The sequence below is a fragment of the Xanthomonas sp. NCPPB 2586 genome (assembly GCF_041475775.2).
In the GTDB taxonomy this organism is placed as follows: domain Bacteria; phylum Pseudomonadota; class Gammaproteobacteria; order Xanthomonadales; family Xanthomonadaceae; genus Xanthomonas; species Xanthomonas campestris.
The window spans coordinates 2872002-2888862 of the sequence record NZ_CM192981.1 but is presented as its reverse complement, the minus strand read 5'-3'; the positions used below and the strand labels follow the sequence as shown (position 1 = coordinate 2888862).

Annotated in this window: 15 protein-coding genes and 1 tRNA gene; 12 read left to right on the top strand and 4 right to left on the bottom strand. The window is 64.1% G+C overall.

Annotated features, from left to right (window positions below):
- Positions 1-5 precede the first annotated feature (5 nt).
- The 3 genes from xylA to ACCQ09_RS12330 all read left to right on the top strand — a co-directional run bounded on the left by xylA (position 6) and on the right by ACCQ09_RS12330 (position 4778).
- The gene (xylA, locus tag ACCQ09_RS12340) at positions 6-1346 is read left to right on the top strand and encodes a xylose isomerase (RefSeq protein WP_047677169.1); all 1341 of its coding nucleotides are present in this window, start codon (positions 6-8) and stop codon (positions 1344-1346) included.
- Between the two features lie 84 nt (positions 1347-1430).
- Positions 1431-2858 (top strand): sugar porter family MFS transporter, encoded by a 1428-nt coding sequence (locus ACCQ09_RS12335; protein WP_014507521.1) that lies wholly within the window; start codon positions 1431-1433, stop codon positions 2856-2858.
- 381 nt (positions 2859-3239) lie between these two features.
- Positions 3240-4778, top strand: coding sequence for an MASE1 domain-containing protein (locus ACCQ09_RS12330; RefSeq protein WP_014507522.1), 1539 nt, complete (start codon positions 3240-3242; stop codon positions 4776-4778).
- On the opposite strand, the gene ACCQ09_RS12325 is transcribed toward ACCQ09_RS12330, so the two are convergent.
- Both ACCQ09_RS12325 and ACCQ09_RS12320 read right to left on the bottom strand, forming a co-directional pair.
- The gene (locus ACCQ09_RS12325; protein ID WP_043877915.1) at positions 4732-5202 is read right to left on the bottom strand and encodes a hypothetical protein; all 471 of its coding nucleotides are present in this window, start codon (positions 5200-5202) and stop codon (positions 4732-4734) included. The two genes, ACCQ09_RS12330 and ACCQ09_RS12325, sit on opposite strands and share 47 nt — an antisense overlap.
- A gap of 206 nt (positions 5203-5408) precedes the next feature.
- Complete coding sequence (locus ACCQ09_RS12320; protein WP_040941412.1) at positions 5409-5633, bottom strand: hypothetical protein; 225 nt, start codon at positions 5631-5633, stop codon at positions 5409-5411.
- Between the two features lie 220 nt (positions 5634-5853).
- On the opposite strand from ACCQ09_RS12320, the gene ACCQ09_RS12315 reads away from it, so the two are divergent.
- A complete protein-coding gene (locus ACCQ09_RS12315) occupies positions 5854-7014 on the top strand; it encodes an N-acetylmuramoyl-L-alanine amidase (RefSeq protein WP_040941411.1) in 1161 nt (386 codons plus the stop codon).
- 34 nt (positions 7015-7048) lie between these two features.
- Positions 7049-7984 (top strand): GTP cyclohydrolase FolE2, encoded by a 936-nt coding sequence (gene folE2, locus ACCQ09_RS12310; RefSeq protein WP_040941410.1) that lies wholly within the window; start codon positions 7049-7051, stop codon positions 7982-7984.
- A 385-nt stretch (positions 7985-8369) separates the two neighbouring features.
- Here the strand turns inward: folE2 and ACCQ09_RS12305 are convergent.
- Positions 8370-8444, bottom strand: a tRNA-Glu gene (locus tag ACCQ09_RS12305).
- A gap of 47 nt (positions 8445-8491) precedes the next feature.
- Between ACCQ09_RS12305 and pcnB the strand changes: the two genes are divergently transcribed.
- The 7 genes from pcnB to ACCQ09_RS12270 all read left to right on the top strand — a co-directional run bounded on the left by pcnB (position 8492) and on the right by ACCQ09_RS12270 (position 14692).
- Positions 8492-9859: a polynucleotide adenylyltransferase PcnB gene (gene pcnB / locus ACCQ09_RS12300; protein WP_040941409.1), complete on the top strand. Its 1368-nt coding sequence runs from the start codon at positions 8492-8494 to the stop codon at positions 9857-9859.
- Positions 9860-9862: 3 nt separating this feature from the next.
- The gene (gene folK / locus ACCQ09_RS12295) at positions 9863-10348 is read left to right on the top strand and encodes a 2-amino-4-hydroxy-6-hydroxymethyldihydropteridine diphosphokinase (RefSeq protein WP_075285756.1); all 486 of its coding nucleotides are present in this window, start codon (positions 9863-9865) and stop codon (positions 10346-10348) included.
- A 35-nt stretch (positions 10349-10383) separates the two neighbouring features.
- Complete coding sequence (gene panB, locus ACCQ09_RS12290) at positions 10384-11199, top strand: 3-methyl-2-oxobutanoate hydroxymethyltransferase (RefSeq protein WP_228427891.1); 816 nt, start codon at positions 10384-10386, stop codon at positions 11197-11199.
- Positions 11196-12050, top strand: a complete 855-nt coding sequence (gene panC / locus ACCQ09_RS12285) for a pantoate--beta-alanine ligase (RefSeq protein WP_011036942.1) — start codon at positions 11196-11198, stop codon at positions 12048-12050. Before panB ends, panC begins: the two co-directional genes overlap by 4 nt.
- Positions 12051-12157: 107 nt before the next feature.
- Positions 12158-12538, top strand: coding sequence for an aspartate 1-decarboxylase (panD, locus tag ACCQ09_RS12280; RefSeq protein ID WP_040941407.1), 381 nt, complete (start codon positions 12158-12160; stop codon positions 12536-12538).
- Positions 12535-14049, top strand: coding sequence for a glucose-6-phosphate isomerase (gene pgi, locus ACCQ09_RS12275; RefSeq protein WP_040941406.1), 1515 nt, complete (start codon positions 12535-12537; stop codon positions 14047-14049). The genes panD and pgi overlap by 4 nt, the downstream gene beginning before the upstream one ends.
- A gap of 55 nt (positions 14050-14104) precedes the next feature.
- Entirely contained in the window at positions 14105-14692 is a 588-nt protein-coding gene (locus tag ACCQ09_RS12270; protein WP_165349470.1) for an ATPase, read from the top strand.
- Positions 14693-14746: 54 nt separating this feature from the next.
- On the opposite strand, the gene ACCQ09_RS12265 is transcribed toward ACCQ09_RS12270, so the two are convergent.
- Positions 14747-16702, bottom strand: a complete 1956-nt coding sequence (locus tag ACCQ09_RS12265; RefSeq protein WP_228427892.1) for a PhoX family protein — start codon at positions 16700-16702, stop codon at positions 14747-14749.
- Positions 16703-16861: the final 159 nt, after the last annotated feature.

Below are 16861 nucleotides of genomic sequence, written 5' to 3'. Positions count from 1 at the left end.
ACCCCATGAGCAACACCGTTTTCATCGGCGCGAAAGAATATTTCCCCGGCATCGGCAAGATCGGCTTCGAAGGCCGTGATTCGGACAACCCGCTCGCGTTCAAGGTGTACGACGCCAACAAGCAGGTCGCCGGCAAGAGCATGGCCGAGCACCTGCGCTTTGCAGTGGCTTACTGGCACAGCTTCTGCGGCAATGGCGCCGATCCGTTCGGCCCGGGCACGCGCGCGTATCCGTGGGATGTAGGCAACACCGCGCTGGCGCGTGCCGAAGCCAAGTCCGATGCCGCGTTCGAATTCTTCACCAAGCTCGGCGTGCCGTACTACTGCTTCCACGACATCGATCTGGCGCCGGATGCGGACGACATCGGCGAGTACGAAAACAACCTCAAGCACATGGTCGGCATTGCCAAGCAGCGCCAGGCCGACACCGGCGTCAAGCTGCTGTGGGGTACCGCCAATCTGTTCTCGCACCCGCGCTACATGAATGGTGCCTCCACCAATCCGGACTTCAATGTCGTGGCGCGCGCTGCGGTGCAGGTCAAGGCCGCGACCGATGCCACGGTGGAGCTGGGCGGCGAGAACTACGTATTCTGGGGCGGCCGCGAAGGCTATGCCTGCCTGCACAACACGCAGATGAAGCGCGAGCAGGACAACATGGCGCGCTTCCTCACCCTGGCACGCGACTACGGGCGTGCGATCGGCTTCAAAGGCAACTTCCTGATCGAGCCCAAGCCCATGGAGCCGATGAAGCACCAGTACGATTTCGACAGCGCCACGGTGATCGGCTTCCTGCGCCAGCACGGCCTGGACCAGGATTTCAAGCTCAATATCGAAGCCAACCACGCCACGCTGTCGGGTCACAGCTTCGAGCACGACCTGCAGGTGGCCAGCGATGCCGGCCTGCTTGGCAGCATCGATGCCAACCGCGGCAACCCGCAGAACGGCTGGGATACCGACCAGTTCCCGACCGACCTGTACGACACCGTCGGCGCGATGCTGGTGGTGCTGCGTCAGGGCGGGCTGGCACCGGGCGGTCTGAATTTCGATGCCAAGGTGCGGCGTGAATCGTCCGACCCGCAGGATCTGTTCCTGGCCCACATCGGCGGCATGGATGCGTTCGCACGCGGGCTGGAAGTGGCCGACGCGCTGTTGACCTCCTCACCGTTGGAAACCTGGCGCGCGCAGCGTTACGCCAGCTTCGACAGCGGCGCAGGCGCAGACTTTGCCAACGGCACCAGCACGCTGGCGGAGCTGGCCAAGTACGCCGCCGGCAAGGGCGAGCCGACGCAGCTCAGCGGCCGCCAGGAAGCCTACGAGAACCTGATCAATCAGTACCTGACGCGTTGATGTCCCGTGGCCGGCGGCGCACTGCGTCGCCGGCCGATGGCGGTCACCCCGTGACCGCTCCCTTGCATGTTTCCAGGTGAACCCATGTCCAGTGTCTCCATTGACGGCGCCCCCGATGCCGGCGAGAACACCCGTTTCATCATCCTGATCAGCTGCGTGGCCACGATCGGCGGCTTTCTGTTCGGCTTCGACAGTGGCGTGATCAATGGCACCGTCGACGGGCTCAAGCAGACCTTCCAGTCCAGTGCCGCCGAGACCGGCTTCGAGGTCGCCTCGATGCTGCTGGGGTGCGCTATCGGCGCCTTCTTTGCCGGCCGCCTGGCCGACCGCTGGGGCCGCCGTGCGGTCCTGATCATTTCCGCGGCGCTGTTCCTGCTCTCGGCCATCGGTGCCGGTGCCTCGCACAGCTCCGGCTTCTTCATCTTTGCCCGCGTGATGGGCGGCTTCGCGGTAGGCGCGGCCAGCGTGATCTCGCCGGCCTACATCGCCGAGGTCGCCTCCGCACGCTATCGCGGCCGGCTCGCGACCATGCAGCAGATCGCCATCATCAGCGGGCTGTTCTGCGCGTTCTTGAGCAACTACCTGCTGGCCAATGCTGCCGGTGCGTCCACCGAGCCGTTGTGGGCAGGGCAGGCTGCCTGGCGCTGGATGTTCTGGATGCAGGCCATCCCGTCGCTGTTGTTCCTGCTGCTGTTGCTGGTCATCCCCGAAAGCCCGCGCTACCTGGTGGTCAAGGGCCGTCGCGAGCAGGCGCTGGTGGTGCTCAAGCGGCTGTACGGTAACGCGGCCGCGCAGACCAAGCTGGGCGAAATCTCCGCCTCGATGTCGGCCGACCAGCACAAGCCCAAGTTCTCCGACCTGATCAGCAAGACCACCGGCAAGATCCGCCCGATCGTGTGGATCGGCGTCGGCCTGGCAGTGTTCCAGCAGCTGGTCGGCATCAACGTGGTGTTCTACTACGGCGCGGTGTTGTGGCAGGCGGTGGGCTTCTCCGAACAGGACGCCTTGCTGATCAACGTGCTCTCCGGCGGCCTCAGCATCGGTGCCTGTCTGGTCACGGTGATGCTGGTCGACAAGATCGGCCGCAAGCCGTTGCTGTGGATCGGCTCGGCCGGTATGGCGGTATCGCTGGCACTGGTGACCTACGCCTTCGCCACCGCCTCGCTGGATCCCAACGGCAAGCTCGCCATGTCCGATGCCATGGGCATGCTCGCGCTGGTTGCCGCCAACGTCTACGTGGTGTTCTTCAATGCCTCGTGGGGCCCGGTGATGTGGGTGATGCTGGGCGAGATGTTCCCCAACCAGATCCGCGGTTCGGGCCTGGCGATCGCCGGCGCCGCGCAGTGGACTTCCAACTTCGCCATCACCGTCAGCTTCCCGATCCTGCTCGGCAGCATCGGTCTTGCCGGCGCCTACGGCATCTACACCGTTGCCGCCTTCATCTCGGTGTTCTTCGTGCTCAAGTACGTCTACGAGACGAAGGGCAAGGAGCTGGAGCAGATGGAGGGCTGATCACGGCGTTGTGCTGATATCAGCATGAGAAACGCAGAAGGCCGCGCAATGCGCGGCCTTCTGCGTTGATGATCTCGCCGGGATCTGCCGATGTCTCGCATGCCTGCATCGCTGCAAGCGACTCAGTCGAGCTGGCTGTCATCGTTGGGCTGGATGCGGCGTGTGTGCCCCTGGCAACTGCCCGCAGCTCTGGCCTCTGCTGTATCAGGCGGCCTGATTCCCGCGTGGCCCAACGCACCAGCAAAGTGCAATGCACGTCTTCAACTGCGATAACCGCCCGCAAGCGCGCAGGCTCTTCTTGCAAATTGTGCGCCACCGCTATACTCCAATAGGTAGTTTCCCTCCAGACTAGGGCGAATCGTGGAACCAAGGAGTGGTGGTATGGCGGTAGCTAAAGAGCTTGTTAGGGGCATGCTGATCAGCGTGTGCTACTGCTTGGCGTTTCTGATGCTTTGGCGCTTGTCGATCGACCAATGGTATCTGCCAGTTGGGTTGCGCGTAGTCACTTTGCTGTTCCGGCCTTACCGCGAGTGGCCTTTTCTGTTGGCAGGTGACGCTGCGGCGATGTTGTTCTTGCGTATTCCGCTGGGCGAATTGCAGGGATTTAATCCGTTATGGTCATATCTGAGTCCCTTCGTACATGCGCCTTTGATTGCTGGGGCGATTGGCCTACTTCGATACCAAGTTCCTCATATTGTTAAAAGCCAGCAATGGTTTATTCCTGCTGCTCTTGTCATAGCTCTCTGGAACGCTATATGCAGCTTGGTGCTAAACTCGACCCTCGGTGGACCGCAGGCTTATCCTGTACTAGACCTGATGTTGCGCTATTGGTCAGGTAGCTATCTGGGCATGCTGGTCTTGCTTCTTCCGGCGATGTTATGGGCTAACTGGAATGATGGTCCTGTACGCCTGAGTCTCCAGCGAGATCTTGCAATCGCGGTGGCTGTTATCCTCAGTCTGTTTTTTTTATTAGGGGTCTCGCAAGAGCCATTGACTCGAAACATCTTGATGGTAGCGATGCTCGTGCCAATGGTCGTGTTGACTTTCAGGCAAGGGTGGAAAGGCAGTGCTCTAGGGTCACTATTGGCAAGCTTCGCAATTGAGTTCTCGCTTCCTCGGGTGTATCAGATCGGTTTTTTTGATCAACAAGTTTTTAGTATGCAGTTGCTCTATGCGGTCACGACGACAGTTCTTTTTGTTTTCAATGCTCGTCTGCGCGAGCCAGCCCGCAATAAGGTTTCAAGTCAACCAGGAGATGACGCCTTCACTCTAGCCCGAGCCAGCTATTCTAGTGCTGAGCGCATGCTACGCAATCGAGTGCTGGAGTACTCTGACATCAATGTTCAGATCAACAAGATGCGCAAAGATGTGGTGGCTGATTTGAGGGGGAGAGGGCAGCATTCTGCAGCAATGGAAATGACACGAGTCAGTGTCCTTGAGTCGCAATTGCTTCAGCAGTATGTCGCCGCGCTGTATCCGTTGGAAATCGAGACGCATGGGCTGTATCAGGCTCTGCGTTCGTCAGCACTCGAGCGTTTCTGCCAGTCTCAGTTTCAATGCGTGTTTCGCGGTGACTGCAGGAAGCTATCGTTGGAACTTCAATTGAGTGCTTATCGCAGTACTCTCAATTGTGTGGAGATCTTGCCGCCGGCCAGTCGGCACTTCATCCAGGCTCGTGCTTGGACCGGGAAAGGGGCTAGGGGCGTGTTGGTGCGTGTAATTGCTGATTCGTCGTCAGCTGAGGCGGCCAAGAGCGACTCGATCGATGTGGAGGCTGAACTGAAGGCGCGGTTGAAAGCGCATGGCGGCATGTTTCGCCGCCGCCATGCGCTGGTTCTGACCTTTCTGGTTGCCGAGCCAGTCTCCGTTGCGGTCAGGGGGAGACTATCCAGTGTTCCCCAGTTGCTTCCCGCCAGTTGAATACCGTGAAGTTCTTTGTTTTGTAGACAAGTCGTGCTTGATCACGCTGAGTTGAATCAAGCATTGGCGGATTGTTTGAACTCGTGCCGGCTGCAATCCTGTTTGCAGCCGGCAACACGACACGTTCTACATCCTTGCCCATCGGCAAGGTCCAGAGTGCGTTGTCCACTCTTGCTACCACTGCGTGGACCACGCCAGTTACGTCGTTGATCTGGAGATATGTCACTCCATCACGATGGAGTTCATAAATGGCAAGCGAAGGATCCATTGTTAGATTGGCTGCCTTGGGATTGCTTTCGCCAAGCCCTGTCATTGCATGTACGCCGACACCACCATTGGCACAGCACTGAGCCACTGCCATGCCTGATGACAGCATTCCAGCAACGACGCAAAAAGCCATAAGCCAATTTTTTGAGTTCTTCATGATTTTGCCTTCCCCCTGCATGGGGCAACACCGCCTGCGATTCAGGCGCTTACACGTTACGTGTTGAATGGCAGATTTTGTTGATTGTTTGTCGCAGAAAATCGCTGCGGCATACCGTCCGCCGAACAGCGAGGAACAGTCAACCGCGTCCGCCGTTACCTGGACCTATCCGGTCAGGCGTGATGTGCAGTGCTGGAGCGCGCTATTTAGCGGCTCGGCTCGAGTTCGCCACCGGCACGTTCAAACCATCCAATCACTCGCCGGTGATGAGGTTCGCCCCAACGAAGCAAGAACTGCTGGGTGTGGTGGTCGCCGAGGTCGCGCAGGCTGGCGAGTCGTTGGGCGATGAAAGGGGCTGTCAGCGGCTGGGCGCAGTCGACTTCGATGCAGTGGCGCCAGGCGGTATAGCTGTCGGGGATGACGGGCGACATCGTGGTGCTCTTCGGTAAAAGTGAACGTGAGGGCGTTGGCGGGCCGTGGCGGGCTTGCATTTGCGCGACTAGTGTTACTTTATAACACTTGATTCCATCGTTCGTCTGGCTACGCCGTGTCGCGTCCCTTACCGCAGAGTGTTGTTTGCCTGGTCACCATGCCGAACCTCCCGTGCTCGAAGCGGCGCGGTGGCCGCGTCGATCCAGCGGGGTTGGCCCGATGAGGCGGCGGCAGGTGTTGCACACCGTCGGTGCAGCCTTGCTGCTGTCGCCACGCTTGGTCCACGCGCAGCCGCAGCCGCTGCTACGCAGTTGCAATCTGCAGCGTCAGGATGCGGGGCTGCGACTTCGGCTCGCTTTGACTACCCAGGTCGCCTACCGCAGCTTCAGCCTGTCCAATCCAGCGCGCTTGGTCATCGACCTGCCGGGCGTTTCGACGCAACCACCGCAGGTCGATCCATTGCCTGACGGTCTTGCGGTCGTTGCCATCCGCAGCGGCCCGCACGGCGATGGGCTGCGCGTGGTGCTCGATCTGGCGCAGCCGCTAACAGCCACGGCGCGCTGGGAGGATGGTGCACTGGTGGTCGATCTTGCTGCTGTGTCCGGCACTGCGTCGTTGTCCGCAGCCGATCCGACCGAGCCGGCCGTTGCGGCGGTTGCGCCCACGCGCTCCCGCCTGCATCCCTACGTGGTTGCCATCGACGCCGGTCACGGCGGCAAGGATCCCGGCGCGGTCAGTGCCGATGCGCGCTACGAGAAGCATGTGGCCATGGCAGTCGCGGGGCGGCTGCACCAGCGCCTGGCGGCCGATCCGCGTTACCGGCCGACCATGATCCGCAGCGACGATCGTTTCGTGCCCTTGCATGAGCGCGTCATGATCGCGCACCGACACAACGCCGATCTGTTCGTGTCGATCCACGCCGATGCCGCGCCCAGCAGTGCCGCACGTGGCGCCTCGGTGTTCGCGTTGTCCCAAGGCGGCGCCAGCTCGGCATTGGCGCGCTGGATCGCCGATAGCGAGAACGCGGCCGATGACATGGGCGACAGCGCACGCCGCCTGCGGGTGCCGAGTAATCCGGTGTTGTCGCAGGTGCTGGCCGACCTGTCGCTCAGCGGCACCATCGCCAGCAGCCTGCAGTTCGGCAAGCTGATGCTCGATCGCCTGCAGCACGTCACACGACTGCATCAGGACCAGGTGGGTCAGGCCGGGTTTGCAGTACTGAAATCGCCTGATATCCCGTCACTGCTTGTGGAAACTGGCTTCATGAGCAATCGCGACGATTGCAACCGGCTCTGTGGCGACGCGCATCAGGATGAACTGGCGCAGACGCTGCACGCCGGCATCGACGACTACTTCCAGGCATTTCCCGGTCGCGCCTGAGTGCGGCCGTCCCTTTCTTTTTCCATGGGTTTTCATGTCCGCCACGCTTCCCGATATCGCCGTCACCGAACCTTCCGCGCTGCATGCGCCCTTACGCTGGGTTGGCATGCAGGACATTGCGATTCCGGTGCGCCTGGACGAGGCCGAGCCGAGTGGCACGGTGGCTGCACGCGCGCAGGTGCAGGTCGATCTGCCGCGGCCCGAACTCAAGGGTATCCACATGTCACGGCTGTATCGCTTGCTGGATCGGCATCTGGAGCAACCGCTATCACCGGCGATGCTCTCGCAGTTGCTGCAGGCAATGATCGACAGCCATGCCGATTGCGGCAGCCGTGCGGCGCGGGTGAGTCTGGCCTTCGAAGTGATGTTGCGGATGCCGGCACTGCGTAGCGAGGGACTGGCGGGTTGGCGTGCCTATCCAGTGCGCATCGACGCACAGAGCAGGGCGGGGCGCAGTGAGATGCGTCTGCAGATCGATGTGCTGTATGCCTCGACTTGTCCGTGTTCGGCCGCGCTATCGCGTCAGTTGTTGAGCGAGGCCTTCGCGCAACAGCACGCCGGACAGACCGCAGTGCAGGTCGAAGATGTCGCTCAGTGGCTGCAACGCAACGGCTCGTATGCCACGCCACATAGCCAGCGCAGCGTGGCGCAGGTGCGCGTGGATCTGGTCGCGCGCGTGCAGCGTTTCGACATCCGCGAGTTGGTGGTCTTGTGCGAAAGCGCATTGGCCACGCCGGTCCAGGCCGCGGTGCGGCGGATTGATGAGCAGGCATTTGCACGCTTGAACGGTGCCAACCTGATGTACGTGGAAGATGCCGCGCGCCGGCTCCGCAAGGAGTTGGCCGAGCGCTATGCCTCATTTCATGTGGCGGTCCGCCATTTCGAAAGCCTGCACGCGCACGACGCGGTTGCCGAAACTGGCAGTGATGCAGACGTCTTCCACATGATTGCCGAGTCGCAAGACCACTGACGTGCGCTGCAGGCATCTACGGCAATTCGTGCCAGGCGCGTGTTGCCCACGCGCTTGGTCAGGCACACGGCGTTGCATCTGACTGAGGCGGAATGACCTGCGCGCGCGCCGGCCCGCATGCGGTGATCGGCGCTGGCTGCGCTGGAGCGGCATCGTACTTGCTCAGCGCGGTTAAACACCTCTCACGCAGTACGGTGCGGCGTGTTGCTGCGCAGGCGGCCTCGGCAATCGGCGCAGCGGCCGCCATCGCAGCGGTCGCTGCATAACGGCCGCGACCACACCTGCGTTGCCCACACGCTGCCCTGATTCGATCGCCTGCATTCTCGGCCCACAACGCAAAAGCCCCGCAATCGCGGGGCCTTGGCGTGTCTGCAGAGGACGAAGTTGGCGCTCCCTAGGGGGCTCGAACCCCTGTTTTAGCCTTGAGAGGGCCACGTCCTAACCGCTAGACGAAGGGAGCGTTTGGTGCGAGCTGTGCAGCGCGCTAGTATAGTGAGGTAAAAGCCGTTGGGCAATCCTGAAACACGAAACGGAAGCGCCACCATCGAACCTTCAGTTACATCCCCGTTCACGCTGCGCGTCATCCCACGCGACCAGCACACCATCTCGCGCAAGGACATCAGCCCCAACGCGTTGCGCGTGCTGTACCGCCTGCGCGAATCCGGCTTTGGCGCCTACCTGGTTGGTGGTGCGGTGCGCGACCTGCTGGTCGGCGGCCACCCCAAGGACTTCGACGTGGCCACCAGCGCCACGCCGGAGGAAGTCAAGGCGTTGTTCCGCAATTGCCGCCTGATCGGCCGCCGCTTCCGCCTGGCGCATGTGGTGTTCGGCCGCGAGATCATCGAGGTCGCCACCTTCCGCGCCAACATCGATGACGGCAGCGGTGACCGCGAGCTGGATAACGGCCGCCTGGTGCGCGACAACGTCTACGGCACCATCGAAGACGATGCGATCCGCCGCGACTTCACCTGCAACGCGCTGTATTACGCGATCGAGGATTTCTCGGTGCGCGATTACTGCGGCGGCTTCGAAGACGTGCAGGCGCGCTTGATGAAGTTGATCGGCGACCCGGAGCTGCGCTACCAGGAAGATCCGGTGCGCATGCTGCGCGCGGTGCGCCTGGCGGCCAAGTTGAACTTCGACATCGAAGCTGGCACCGCCGAGCCGATCCCACGCCTGGCCGGGCTGTTGTCCGAAGCGGCGCCCGCGCGTCTGTTCGAAGAGGTTCTCAAGCTGTTCCTGTCCGGGCACGGCGTGGCCAGTTTCGAGGGCCTGGAGCGTTACGGCTTGCTTGGGGCGCTGTTCCCCGAAAGTGCAGCCGCGCTCAAATCCAACCGCAGCGGCGCTTTGCGCGCGATGGTGCTGGAAGGCCTGCGCAACACCGATGCACGCGTGGCCAATGATGAGCCGGTGTCGCCAGCGTTCCTGTTCGCGTTGCTGCTGTGGCCGGCGTTCTGCCGCACCCTGATGGGGCTGCAGGCGCAGGGCGTGCAGCCGGAAGACGCACAGCGTCGCGCCGCCGATCGGGTGACCTTGCACCAGCTGGAGCGGGTGGCCTTGCCGCGTCGCTTTTCGCTGCCGATGCAGGAGATCTGGCTGCTGCAGACCCGGTTCTCCTCGCGCCAGCGCAAGCGCGTATTCCGCACCTTGTCGCACCCGCGCTTCCGGGCCGCGTTCGACTTCCTGGTGCTGCGCCAGTTCGCCTCGGCCGACCATGCCGCCGATGTCGAGTTCTGGCGCGATGCGCAGCAGTCGTCCGGCCAGGAGCTGGTGGACGCGATCGAGAACGCGCAGGCCGATCACGACGGAGATGAGTCGGCACCGCGCAAGCGTCGCCGCCGCCGCCGTCGTACCGGCGCCGCCGCAGGCGAGTAGGGCGTGCTGACCGCCTTTGTCGGCCTGGGCGCCAACCTGGGCCAGGCCGAGGCCACCGTGCGCGCGGCCATCGTCGCGCTGGGCACGCTGCCGCAGTCGTCGGTGACCGCCGCTTCGCGGCTGTACCGCACGCCGGCCTGGGGCCGTGAGGACCAGCCGGACTTCATCAATGCCGTGGCCGCCGTGCGCACTGCGCTGGCGCCGCTGGCGCTGCTGGACGGGCTGCTGGCGATCGAGCAGGCATTCGGCCGCGACCGTCGCGACGGCGAGCGCTGGGGCCCGCGCACCCTGGATCTGGATGTGTTGCTGTATGCCGAGCAGGTGATCGACCTGCCGCGTTTGCAGGTGCCGCACCCGCATCTGCGTGCCCGTGCGTTTGCGCTGGTGCCGCTGGCCGAGCTCGCCCCGGAGACGATCATTCCAGGGCATGGAACAGTGCGACACGCCCTGCAGGGCGTCGATGGCTGTGGGCTGGAGCCGATTGGGTAGATAATGGCCGGCTTATCACCCCACGTAATGAGTTCATGAGCAGCCACGCCGACAGCAAGCCCTGGACCGTGCCCGCCTTGGCGCAGGCCAAGCGCGACGGTCGAAAACTGGTCATGTTGACCGCCTATGACGCCGGGTTTGCGCGCACCTTCGACGCCAATGGCGTGGACCTGATCCTGGTGGGCGACTCGCTGGGCATGGTGGTGCAGGGGCACGAGTCCACGCTGCCAGTGACCACGGCCGACATGGTCTACCACACCGCCGCGGTGGCCCGCGTGCTGGAGCGTGCGTTGCTGGTGGCCGACTTGTCGTTCCAGGCCGATGCCACGCCGGAACGTGCGCTCGATGCCGCCACCCAGCTGCTGCAGGCGGGTGCGGAGATGGTCAAGATCGAAGGCGCCGGGCACAAGCTCGACGTGATCCGCTACCTGGTTGAGCGCGAAATCCCGGTGTGTTCGCACCTGGGGCTCACGCCGCAATCGGTGCTGCGCTTCGGCGGCTACAAGGTGCAAGGCCGTGGCGAAGCCGGCGAACAGCTGCGTCGCGACGCCCAGGCCGCGGTCGATGCCGGTGCCAGCCTGATCGTGCTCGAATGCGTGCCGACGCCGATCGCAGCGCAGATCAGCGCCGAGTTGCGCATGCCCACGATCGGCATCGGTGCCGGCCCCGGCTGCGATGGCCAGGTGCTGGTGATGCACGACATGCTGGGCCTGGACAGCGGCCATCGCCGTCCCAAGTTCGTCAAGGATTTCCTGGCCGAAGGCGGGTCGGTGGCGGGCGCCGTGCAGGCCTACGCGCAGGCCGTGCGCGATGGCAGCTTTCCCGACGCCGAGCACGCGTACGCCGCATGATCCAGACCATTACCGATCTGTCGGCGCTGCGCGCACTGGTCACCGGCTGGAAGCGCGAGGGGCTGCGCGTGGCGCTGGTGCCCACCATGGGCAACCTGCACGCCGGGCACTATTCGCTGGTGATGCTGGCGCGCCAGTACGCCGACCGCGTGGTCTCCAGCGTGTTCGTCAATCCGACCCAGTTCGGCCCCAATGAAGACTTCGCACGCTACCCGCGGACGCCCGAAGCCGACATGCGTGGGCTTGAGGATGCCGGGTGCGACGCGCTGTGGTTGCCGGACGTGGATACCATGTATCCGCTCGGGACCGCGCTAGCCACGCCGATCCATGCACCCGGTGTCAGCGACGTGCTCGAAGGCGTCTGCCGGCCGGGCCACTTCGATGGCGTCTGCACGGTGGTGGCGCGTCTGTTCAATCAGGTGCAGCCGGACGTGGCTGCCTTCGGCAAGAAGGATTATCAGCAGCTGGCGGTGATCCGGCAGATGGTGGCCGACCTGGCGTTTCCGATCGAAATCCTGGGCGGCAGCATCGTGCGCGAGGCCGATGGCCTGGCGATGAGCTCGCGCAATCAGTATCTGTCGGCCGACGATCGCCCGATCTCGGCACAGATCCGCAAGGTGCTGCTGCAGATGCGCGACAGCCATGCCGCCGGCGTGCCGCGCCTGCAGGTCGAGGCGGCGGCAACCCAGGCACTGGAAGCGGTGGGTTTCCGTGTCGACTACACCGCGCTGCGCCTGCCTGATCTGAGCGAGCCCGACGACGGTGCCAGCAACCCGGCAGCCGGCCCACGCGTGGCGCTGATCGCTGCCCGGATCGGCAGCACCCGGCTGATCGACAATCTGGAATTCTGAGGCCGCGCGCGCGGCCGGCCTGAAGCCCTCACGACCGGCTGCGCTGCTGGCCGGTCGATGCCTGCACTTTCCGCTAAAATGCCGGCTTTCCTTTGCGTTGTAGCCACATGCACCTGTCCCTGCTGAAAGCCAAGATCCACCGCGCCACCGTCACCCACTCCGAGCTCAACTACGAGGGCTCGATCGCCATCGACGGCCTGCTGCTGGAAGCGACCGGCATCCGCGAATTCGAACAGGTCCACATCTGGGACGTCACCAATGGTGCGCGTTTCAGCACCTATGCCATCCGTGCCGAACAAGGCAGCGGCATCATCTCGCTCAACGGCGGCGCCGCGCGTCACGTGCAGGTGGGCGATCTGATCATCGTGGCCGCGTTCGCCAGCATGAGCGAAGACGAAGCCAAGACCTTCAAGCCCAATCTGGTATATGTGGACGCGCACAACGCGATCTCCCACACCAACCACAGCATCCCCACTCAGGCCGCATGACACACACCAACGGATTCGACGCGCTTCACGCCCACGCCCAGCGCCTGCGCGGCGCTGCCATCCCCGCATTGCTTGCCGCAGAGCCCCAGCGGCCCACGCAGTACGCCCGGCAAGTCGGTCCGTTGTATTTCAACTTCGCGCGGCAGAAATACGACCGCGCCGCGCTCGATGCGCTGTTTGCAATCGCACGCGAGCGCGACCTGGCAGGCGCGTTCCAGCGGCTGTTCCGTGGCGAGCAGGTCAATGTCACCGAACAGCGCGCCGCCCTGCACACCGCGCTGCGTGGTGATCTCACCGATGCACCGGTCGCATCCGATGCATACGCCACCGCTACTGAGGTCCGGCAGCGCATGGGCGCGCTGATCCAGCAGCTGGAAGGCACCGATGTCACCGACATTGTCAGCGTCGGCATCGGGGGTTCGGATCTGGGTCCGCGTCTGGTCGCCGATGCATTGCGTGCACCGTCCGGTGCGCGTTTCCGGGTGCATTTCGTTTCCAACGTCGATGGCGCGGCGATGCAGCGCACCCTGGCAACGCTGGACCCGGCACGGACCGCCGGCATCCTCATTTCCAAGACTTTCGGCACCCAGGAAACCCTGCTCAACGGCAGCATTCTGCATGCGTGGCTCGGTGGCAGTGAGCGCCTGTACGCAGTGAGTGCCAATCCCGAACGTGCCGCCAAGGCGTTCGACATTGCGCCAAGCCGCGTGCTGCCGATGTGGGACTGGGTGGGCGGCCGTTATTCGCTGTGGTCGGCGGTCGGTTTCCCGATTGCACTGGCGATCGGGTTCGAGCGCTTTGAGCAATTGCTCGACGGTGCCGCGCAGTTTGACGCGCATGCGCTCAACACGCCGCTGGAAGAAAACGTGGCAGTGCTGCACGGGCTGACCGCGGTGTGGAACCGCAATCTGCTCGGTAGCGCCACGCATGCGGTGATGACCTACGACCAGCGCCTGGCCTTGCTGCCGGCGTATCTGCAGCAGCTGGTGATGGAGAGCCTGGGCAAGCGCGTCAAGCTGGACGGCTCGGCCGTGGACAGCGACACCGTGGCGGTGTGGTGGGGTGGTGCCGGCACCGATGTGCAGCACAGCTTCTTCCAGGCGCTGCATCAGGGCACCAGCGTGGTGCCGGCCGATTTCATCGGCACCGTGCACAACGACGACCCGTACGCAGAAAACCATGTCGCGCTGATGGCCAACGTGCTGGCCCAGACCGAGGCGCTGGCCAATGGCCAGGACAGCAGCGACCCGCACCGCAGTTATCCCGGCGGTCGCCCGAGCACGGTGATCCTGCTGGATGCACTCACTCCGCAGGCGCTGGGTGCGCTGATCTCGATGTACGAGCACAGCGTGTACGTGCAGTCGGTGATGTGGGGCATCAACGCGTTCGACCAGTTCGGTGTCGAGCTGGGCAAGCAGTTGGCCAGCCAATTGCTGCCAGCGCTGAAGGGCGAGGCTGCCGATGTGGCCGACCCGGTCACGCGCGAGCTGTTGGCCAAGCTGCGCGGCTAAGCGCGGCTGCAATCGTCGGTGTGTTGAGTGACGGGGCCTTCGGGCCCCGTTGCGTTTGAGCCATTCGCTGCTGGGCAGCTTGCTGCAGGAGGATGGCGCCACCTGGTTCAACCCGGACGCCTTCACCCGGCAATGGGTGGAGCAGGGCTGGGCGCTGGACGAGGCCAATGTGCAGGCCTGGGAGGAAGGCGTGCGGCGGCTGCGCCGTGCAATGGACGAGGGCCACGACTATGCCTTCGAAACCACGCTGGGCGCGCAGACAATCCCGCGTCTGTTGCTCGACGCCTGTGCGCAGCACCGCATCGCGGTGTGGTTTTGCGGCTTGTCGAGCGTGGAGCTGCATGTGCAACGCGTCGCGGCGCGGGTGGCAGCAGGTGGCCATGCGATTGCCGAGCACAAGATCCGCGAGCGCTTTGATGCATCGCGCGCCAACCTGATTACGTTGTTGCCGCATCTGGCGGTGCTGCATGTGTCCGACAACAGCGCGCCGGCCGATGCGGCCGGGCAGGTGGAACCGCTGCTGGTACTGGAGCTTGATCACGCCGGGCTGCATTACCCGGCCACCGCCGAGCAACTGGCGCAGGTGCCCGACTGGGCAAAACCCGTTGTGATGACGGCACTGGAGGCGCGCGGCGTGTCTTAATGGCGTGCGGCTCGCAACGCCTTTCGGTCGCTGCGAGCGGCACGCCAGATGGGCTTACGCCTTGCTCAACTGCACCGCCACCGGGTCACCGGTGAGGTAGCCCACCGCAGCGCCGAAGCGATCCTTGTAGTTGGCGCGCACCAGTGGATCCAGCGTGGCCTTGACGGTGTCGTGCAGCGGGCTTTCCCAGTCGCCGGGATGCTGGAAATTGCTCATGACATAGGTCCAGCCATGGATCTGGTCGACCGCGTGCAGGCCGGTGGATTCGGCGCCGGCCGGCACCGAGAGCAGGCGCGTCAGCGTGCCGCTGTCGACGTTGTAGGCCCACAGGAAATTGTTGACGTGCAGGCTGCTGTCTTCGCCAATGAACAGCGTGCGCAGCGACTCGGAGAACTTGAGGTTGTCCGGATTCGCCAGCCGGTTCGGGTCGGCCAGGTTGCCCAGCCCGTCGGCCTGCGCGAGGTCGTGGCCGGTCAGCGCGGCAGGCGCAGCCATGTCGATCGGCACCCATTCGCTGTGGATCGGTGCGCCCTTGGTGTCGCGGCGCCCGCCACGCAGGTTGAGCGCATACACCGCGCCGGACTGCGGGCCTTCCACCTTCACGTCGCCCGAGCCGTTGAGCATGCTGGTGACGATGTAGGACATCGCCATGTAGGCGATCTTGTCGCGCGCGTTGACGGTGGTGCCTTCGAGCTTGGTGAAGCCCAGGCTGCCGCCGGCCAGCGCAGCATAGCGATGGGTTTCCAGGTAGGTGGCCGCCTTCTCCATGCCCGGCTTGATGCGGATCCAGTTGTAGGTGCCGTTGAAGGGAATCTTGGTGAACGTGGCATCGCCTGGGTCGCTCAGGTGCACGTCGAGAATGTCGGCGGCGGTGAGGCGGTCGGCGAGGGCTTCGATCTCGGCGCTGGTGGCGTGGCCCAGCTTGATCCAGCTCAACGTGGCCGCGCCCGGGCCGACGCCGGAGGTCTGGTGCCACTTGCCGACATAGAGCGTGCCGGCCGACAGGTCGGCCTCGCGATCGGCGATGAACATGAAAAGCCCGCCATTGGTGGCGTCGTCGCCCATCAGCACGGTGCGCTTGTCTGGCATCACCTGCACCAGCTCGTGCGAGATGCGGCCCAGGCAATAGTGCTTGTGCACGCTCCCCGTTCCGTCCGGGTGCACGGTGATCTCCGGCAGGTGGCCGTAGTGGTACGGGTTGGCGCGTTCCGGGTCGCCATACAGATGCGTGCTGTAGCTGCGGAACTGCGTATTGCCGGCCAGCGCGGTGGCGTCGGGTTCGTACTCTTCGCTGGACAGATGCGTATTCCACGGCGACAGGCTGGCGCCGCAGGTGGTCCACAGGCCGTGGACGGGGGCGGTGTCGACGTTGTGGTATTTCACCAGTGACAGCTTGCCGGTCGCCGGGTCCTGGTCGAGCGTGAGCACGGCGATCGGTGCGGGCAGGTGGCGGTTGGTGTCGTTGCCGGCCTGGTCGCGGGTGGTGTATTCGAACTGCACCACCGCAAACACCGTGTTGCCTTTGACGCCTGCGACCTTGGCATTGGGCAGGGTGAGCAGCGACGACCCATCCGGGCAATCGGAAAAGAACGGCCGCTCGGCACCGGGTTTGGAGCGGTCGATGATGGGGCGATGCTGGATGTCGTAATAGCCGCCGGCCAGCACGGTGCCGCCGTGACCATCGGGCACCTGGTCGCCGGTGACGAAGAACGGGTGATAGGCCAGGGCGTAGCGCTGGCTGCTGCCGTCATGCCGGGCCACGGTGAGTGCCGAGCCGACGGTGGTGGTGGCCATTGCCGCCGGGTTGGCCAGGGTGGGTGCCGGCATGCCGTGGAAAGTGGCCGAGACCAGCCGCGCGGGGTTTTCCGAGAGACGCAGCGGGCGCGCAGCCAATGCGGCACCGCCGAGTTGCTGCAGCGCTGCGGCGCTGGCGCTGCCCAGCGGCAGCAGAGGAACTGACGCCAGCAATTGCAGGGCGCGGCGGCGGAGGGGATCGGGGGAGGCAGACATCGAAACTCCAGGCAATGACGGCAATGGCAATGCGTCGCGCGCATCGGCAAGCCGGTCACGCTAGGTCGCCCAGATGACACTTGTTTGACGGCGGGCTCACCCGTTGGCTGTGTTTCAGATTAGCGAGCTGATGCGTGGTGCGGGCTGGGCAGTACGGGT

Excerpts from the sequence above, each read along its gene's own strand:
- xylA (WP_047677169.1), top strand. The coding sequence starts at position 6 with ATGAGCAACACCGTTTTCATCGGCGCGAAAGAATATTTCCCCGGCATC.
- ACCQ09_RS12335 (WP_014507521.1), top strand. The coding sequence starts at position 1,431 with ATGTCCAGTGTCTCCATTGACGGCGCCCCCGATGCCGGCGAGAACACC.
- ACCQ09_RS12330 (WP_014507522.1), top strand. The coding sequence starts at position 3,240 with ATGGCGGTAGCTAAAGAGCTTGTTAGGGGCATGCTGATCAGCGTGTGC.
- ACCQ09_RS12325 (WP_043877915.1), bottom strand. The coding sequence starts at position 5,202 with ATGAAGAACTCAAAAAATTGGCTTATGGCTTTTTGCGTCGTTGCTGGA.
- ACCQ09_RS12320 (WP_040941412.1), bottom strand. The coding sequence starts at position 5,633 with ATGTCGCCCGTCATCCCCGACAGCTATACCGCCTGGCGCCACTGCATC.
- ACCQ09_RS12315 (WP_040941411.1), top strand. The coding sequence starts at position 5,854 with ATGAGGCGGCGGCAGGTGTTGCACACCGTCGGTGCAGCCTTGCTGCTG.
- folE2 (WP_040941410.1), top strand. The coding sequence starts at position 7,049 with ATGTCCGCCACGCTTCCCGATATCGCCGTCACCGAACCTTCCGCGCTG.
- panB (WP_228427891.1), top strand. The coding sequence starts at position 10,384 with ATGAGCAGCCACGCCGACAGCAAGCCCTGGACCGTGCCCGCCTTGGCG.
- panC (WP_011036942.1), top strand. The coding sequence starts at position 11,196 with ATGATCCAGACCATTACCGATCTGTCGGCGCTGCGCGCACTGGTCACC.
- panD (WP_040941407.1), top strand. The coding sequence starts at position 12,158 with ATGCACCTGTCCCTGCTGAAAGCCAAGATCCACCGCGCCACCGTCACC.
- pgi (WP_040941406.1), top strand. The coding sequence starts at position 12,535 with ATGACACACACCAACGGATTCGACGCGCTTCACGCCCACGCCCAGCGC.
- ACCQ09_RS12265 (WP_228427892.1), bottom strand. The coding sequence starts at position 16,702 with ATGTCTGCCTCCCCCGATCCCCTCCGCCGCCGCGCCCTGCAATTGCTG.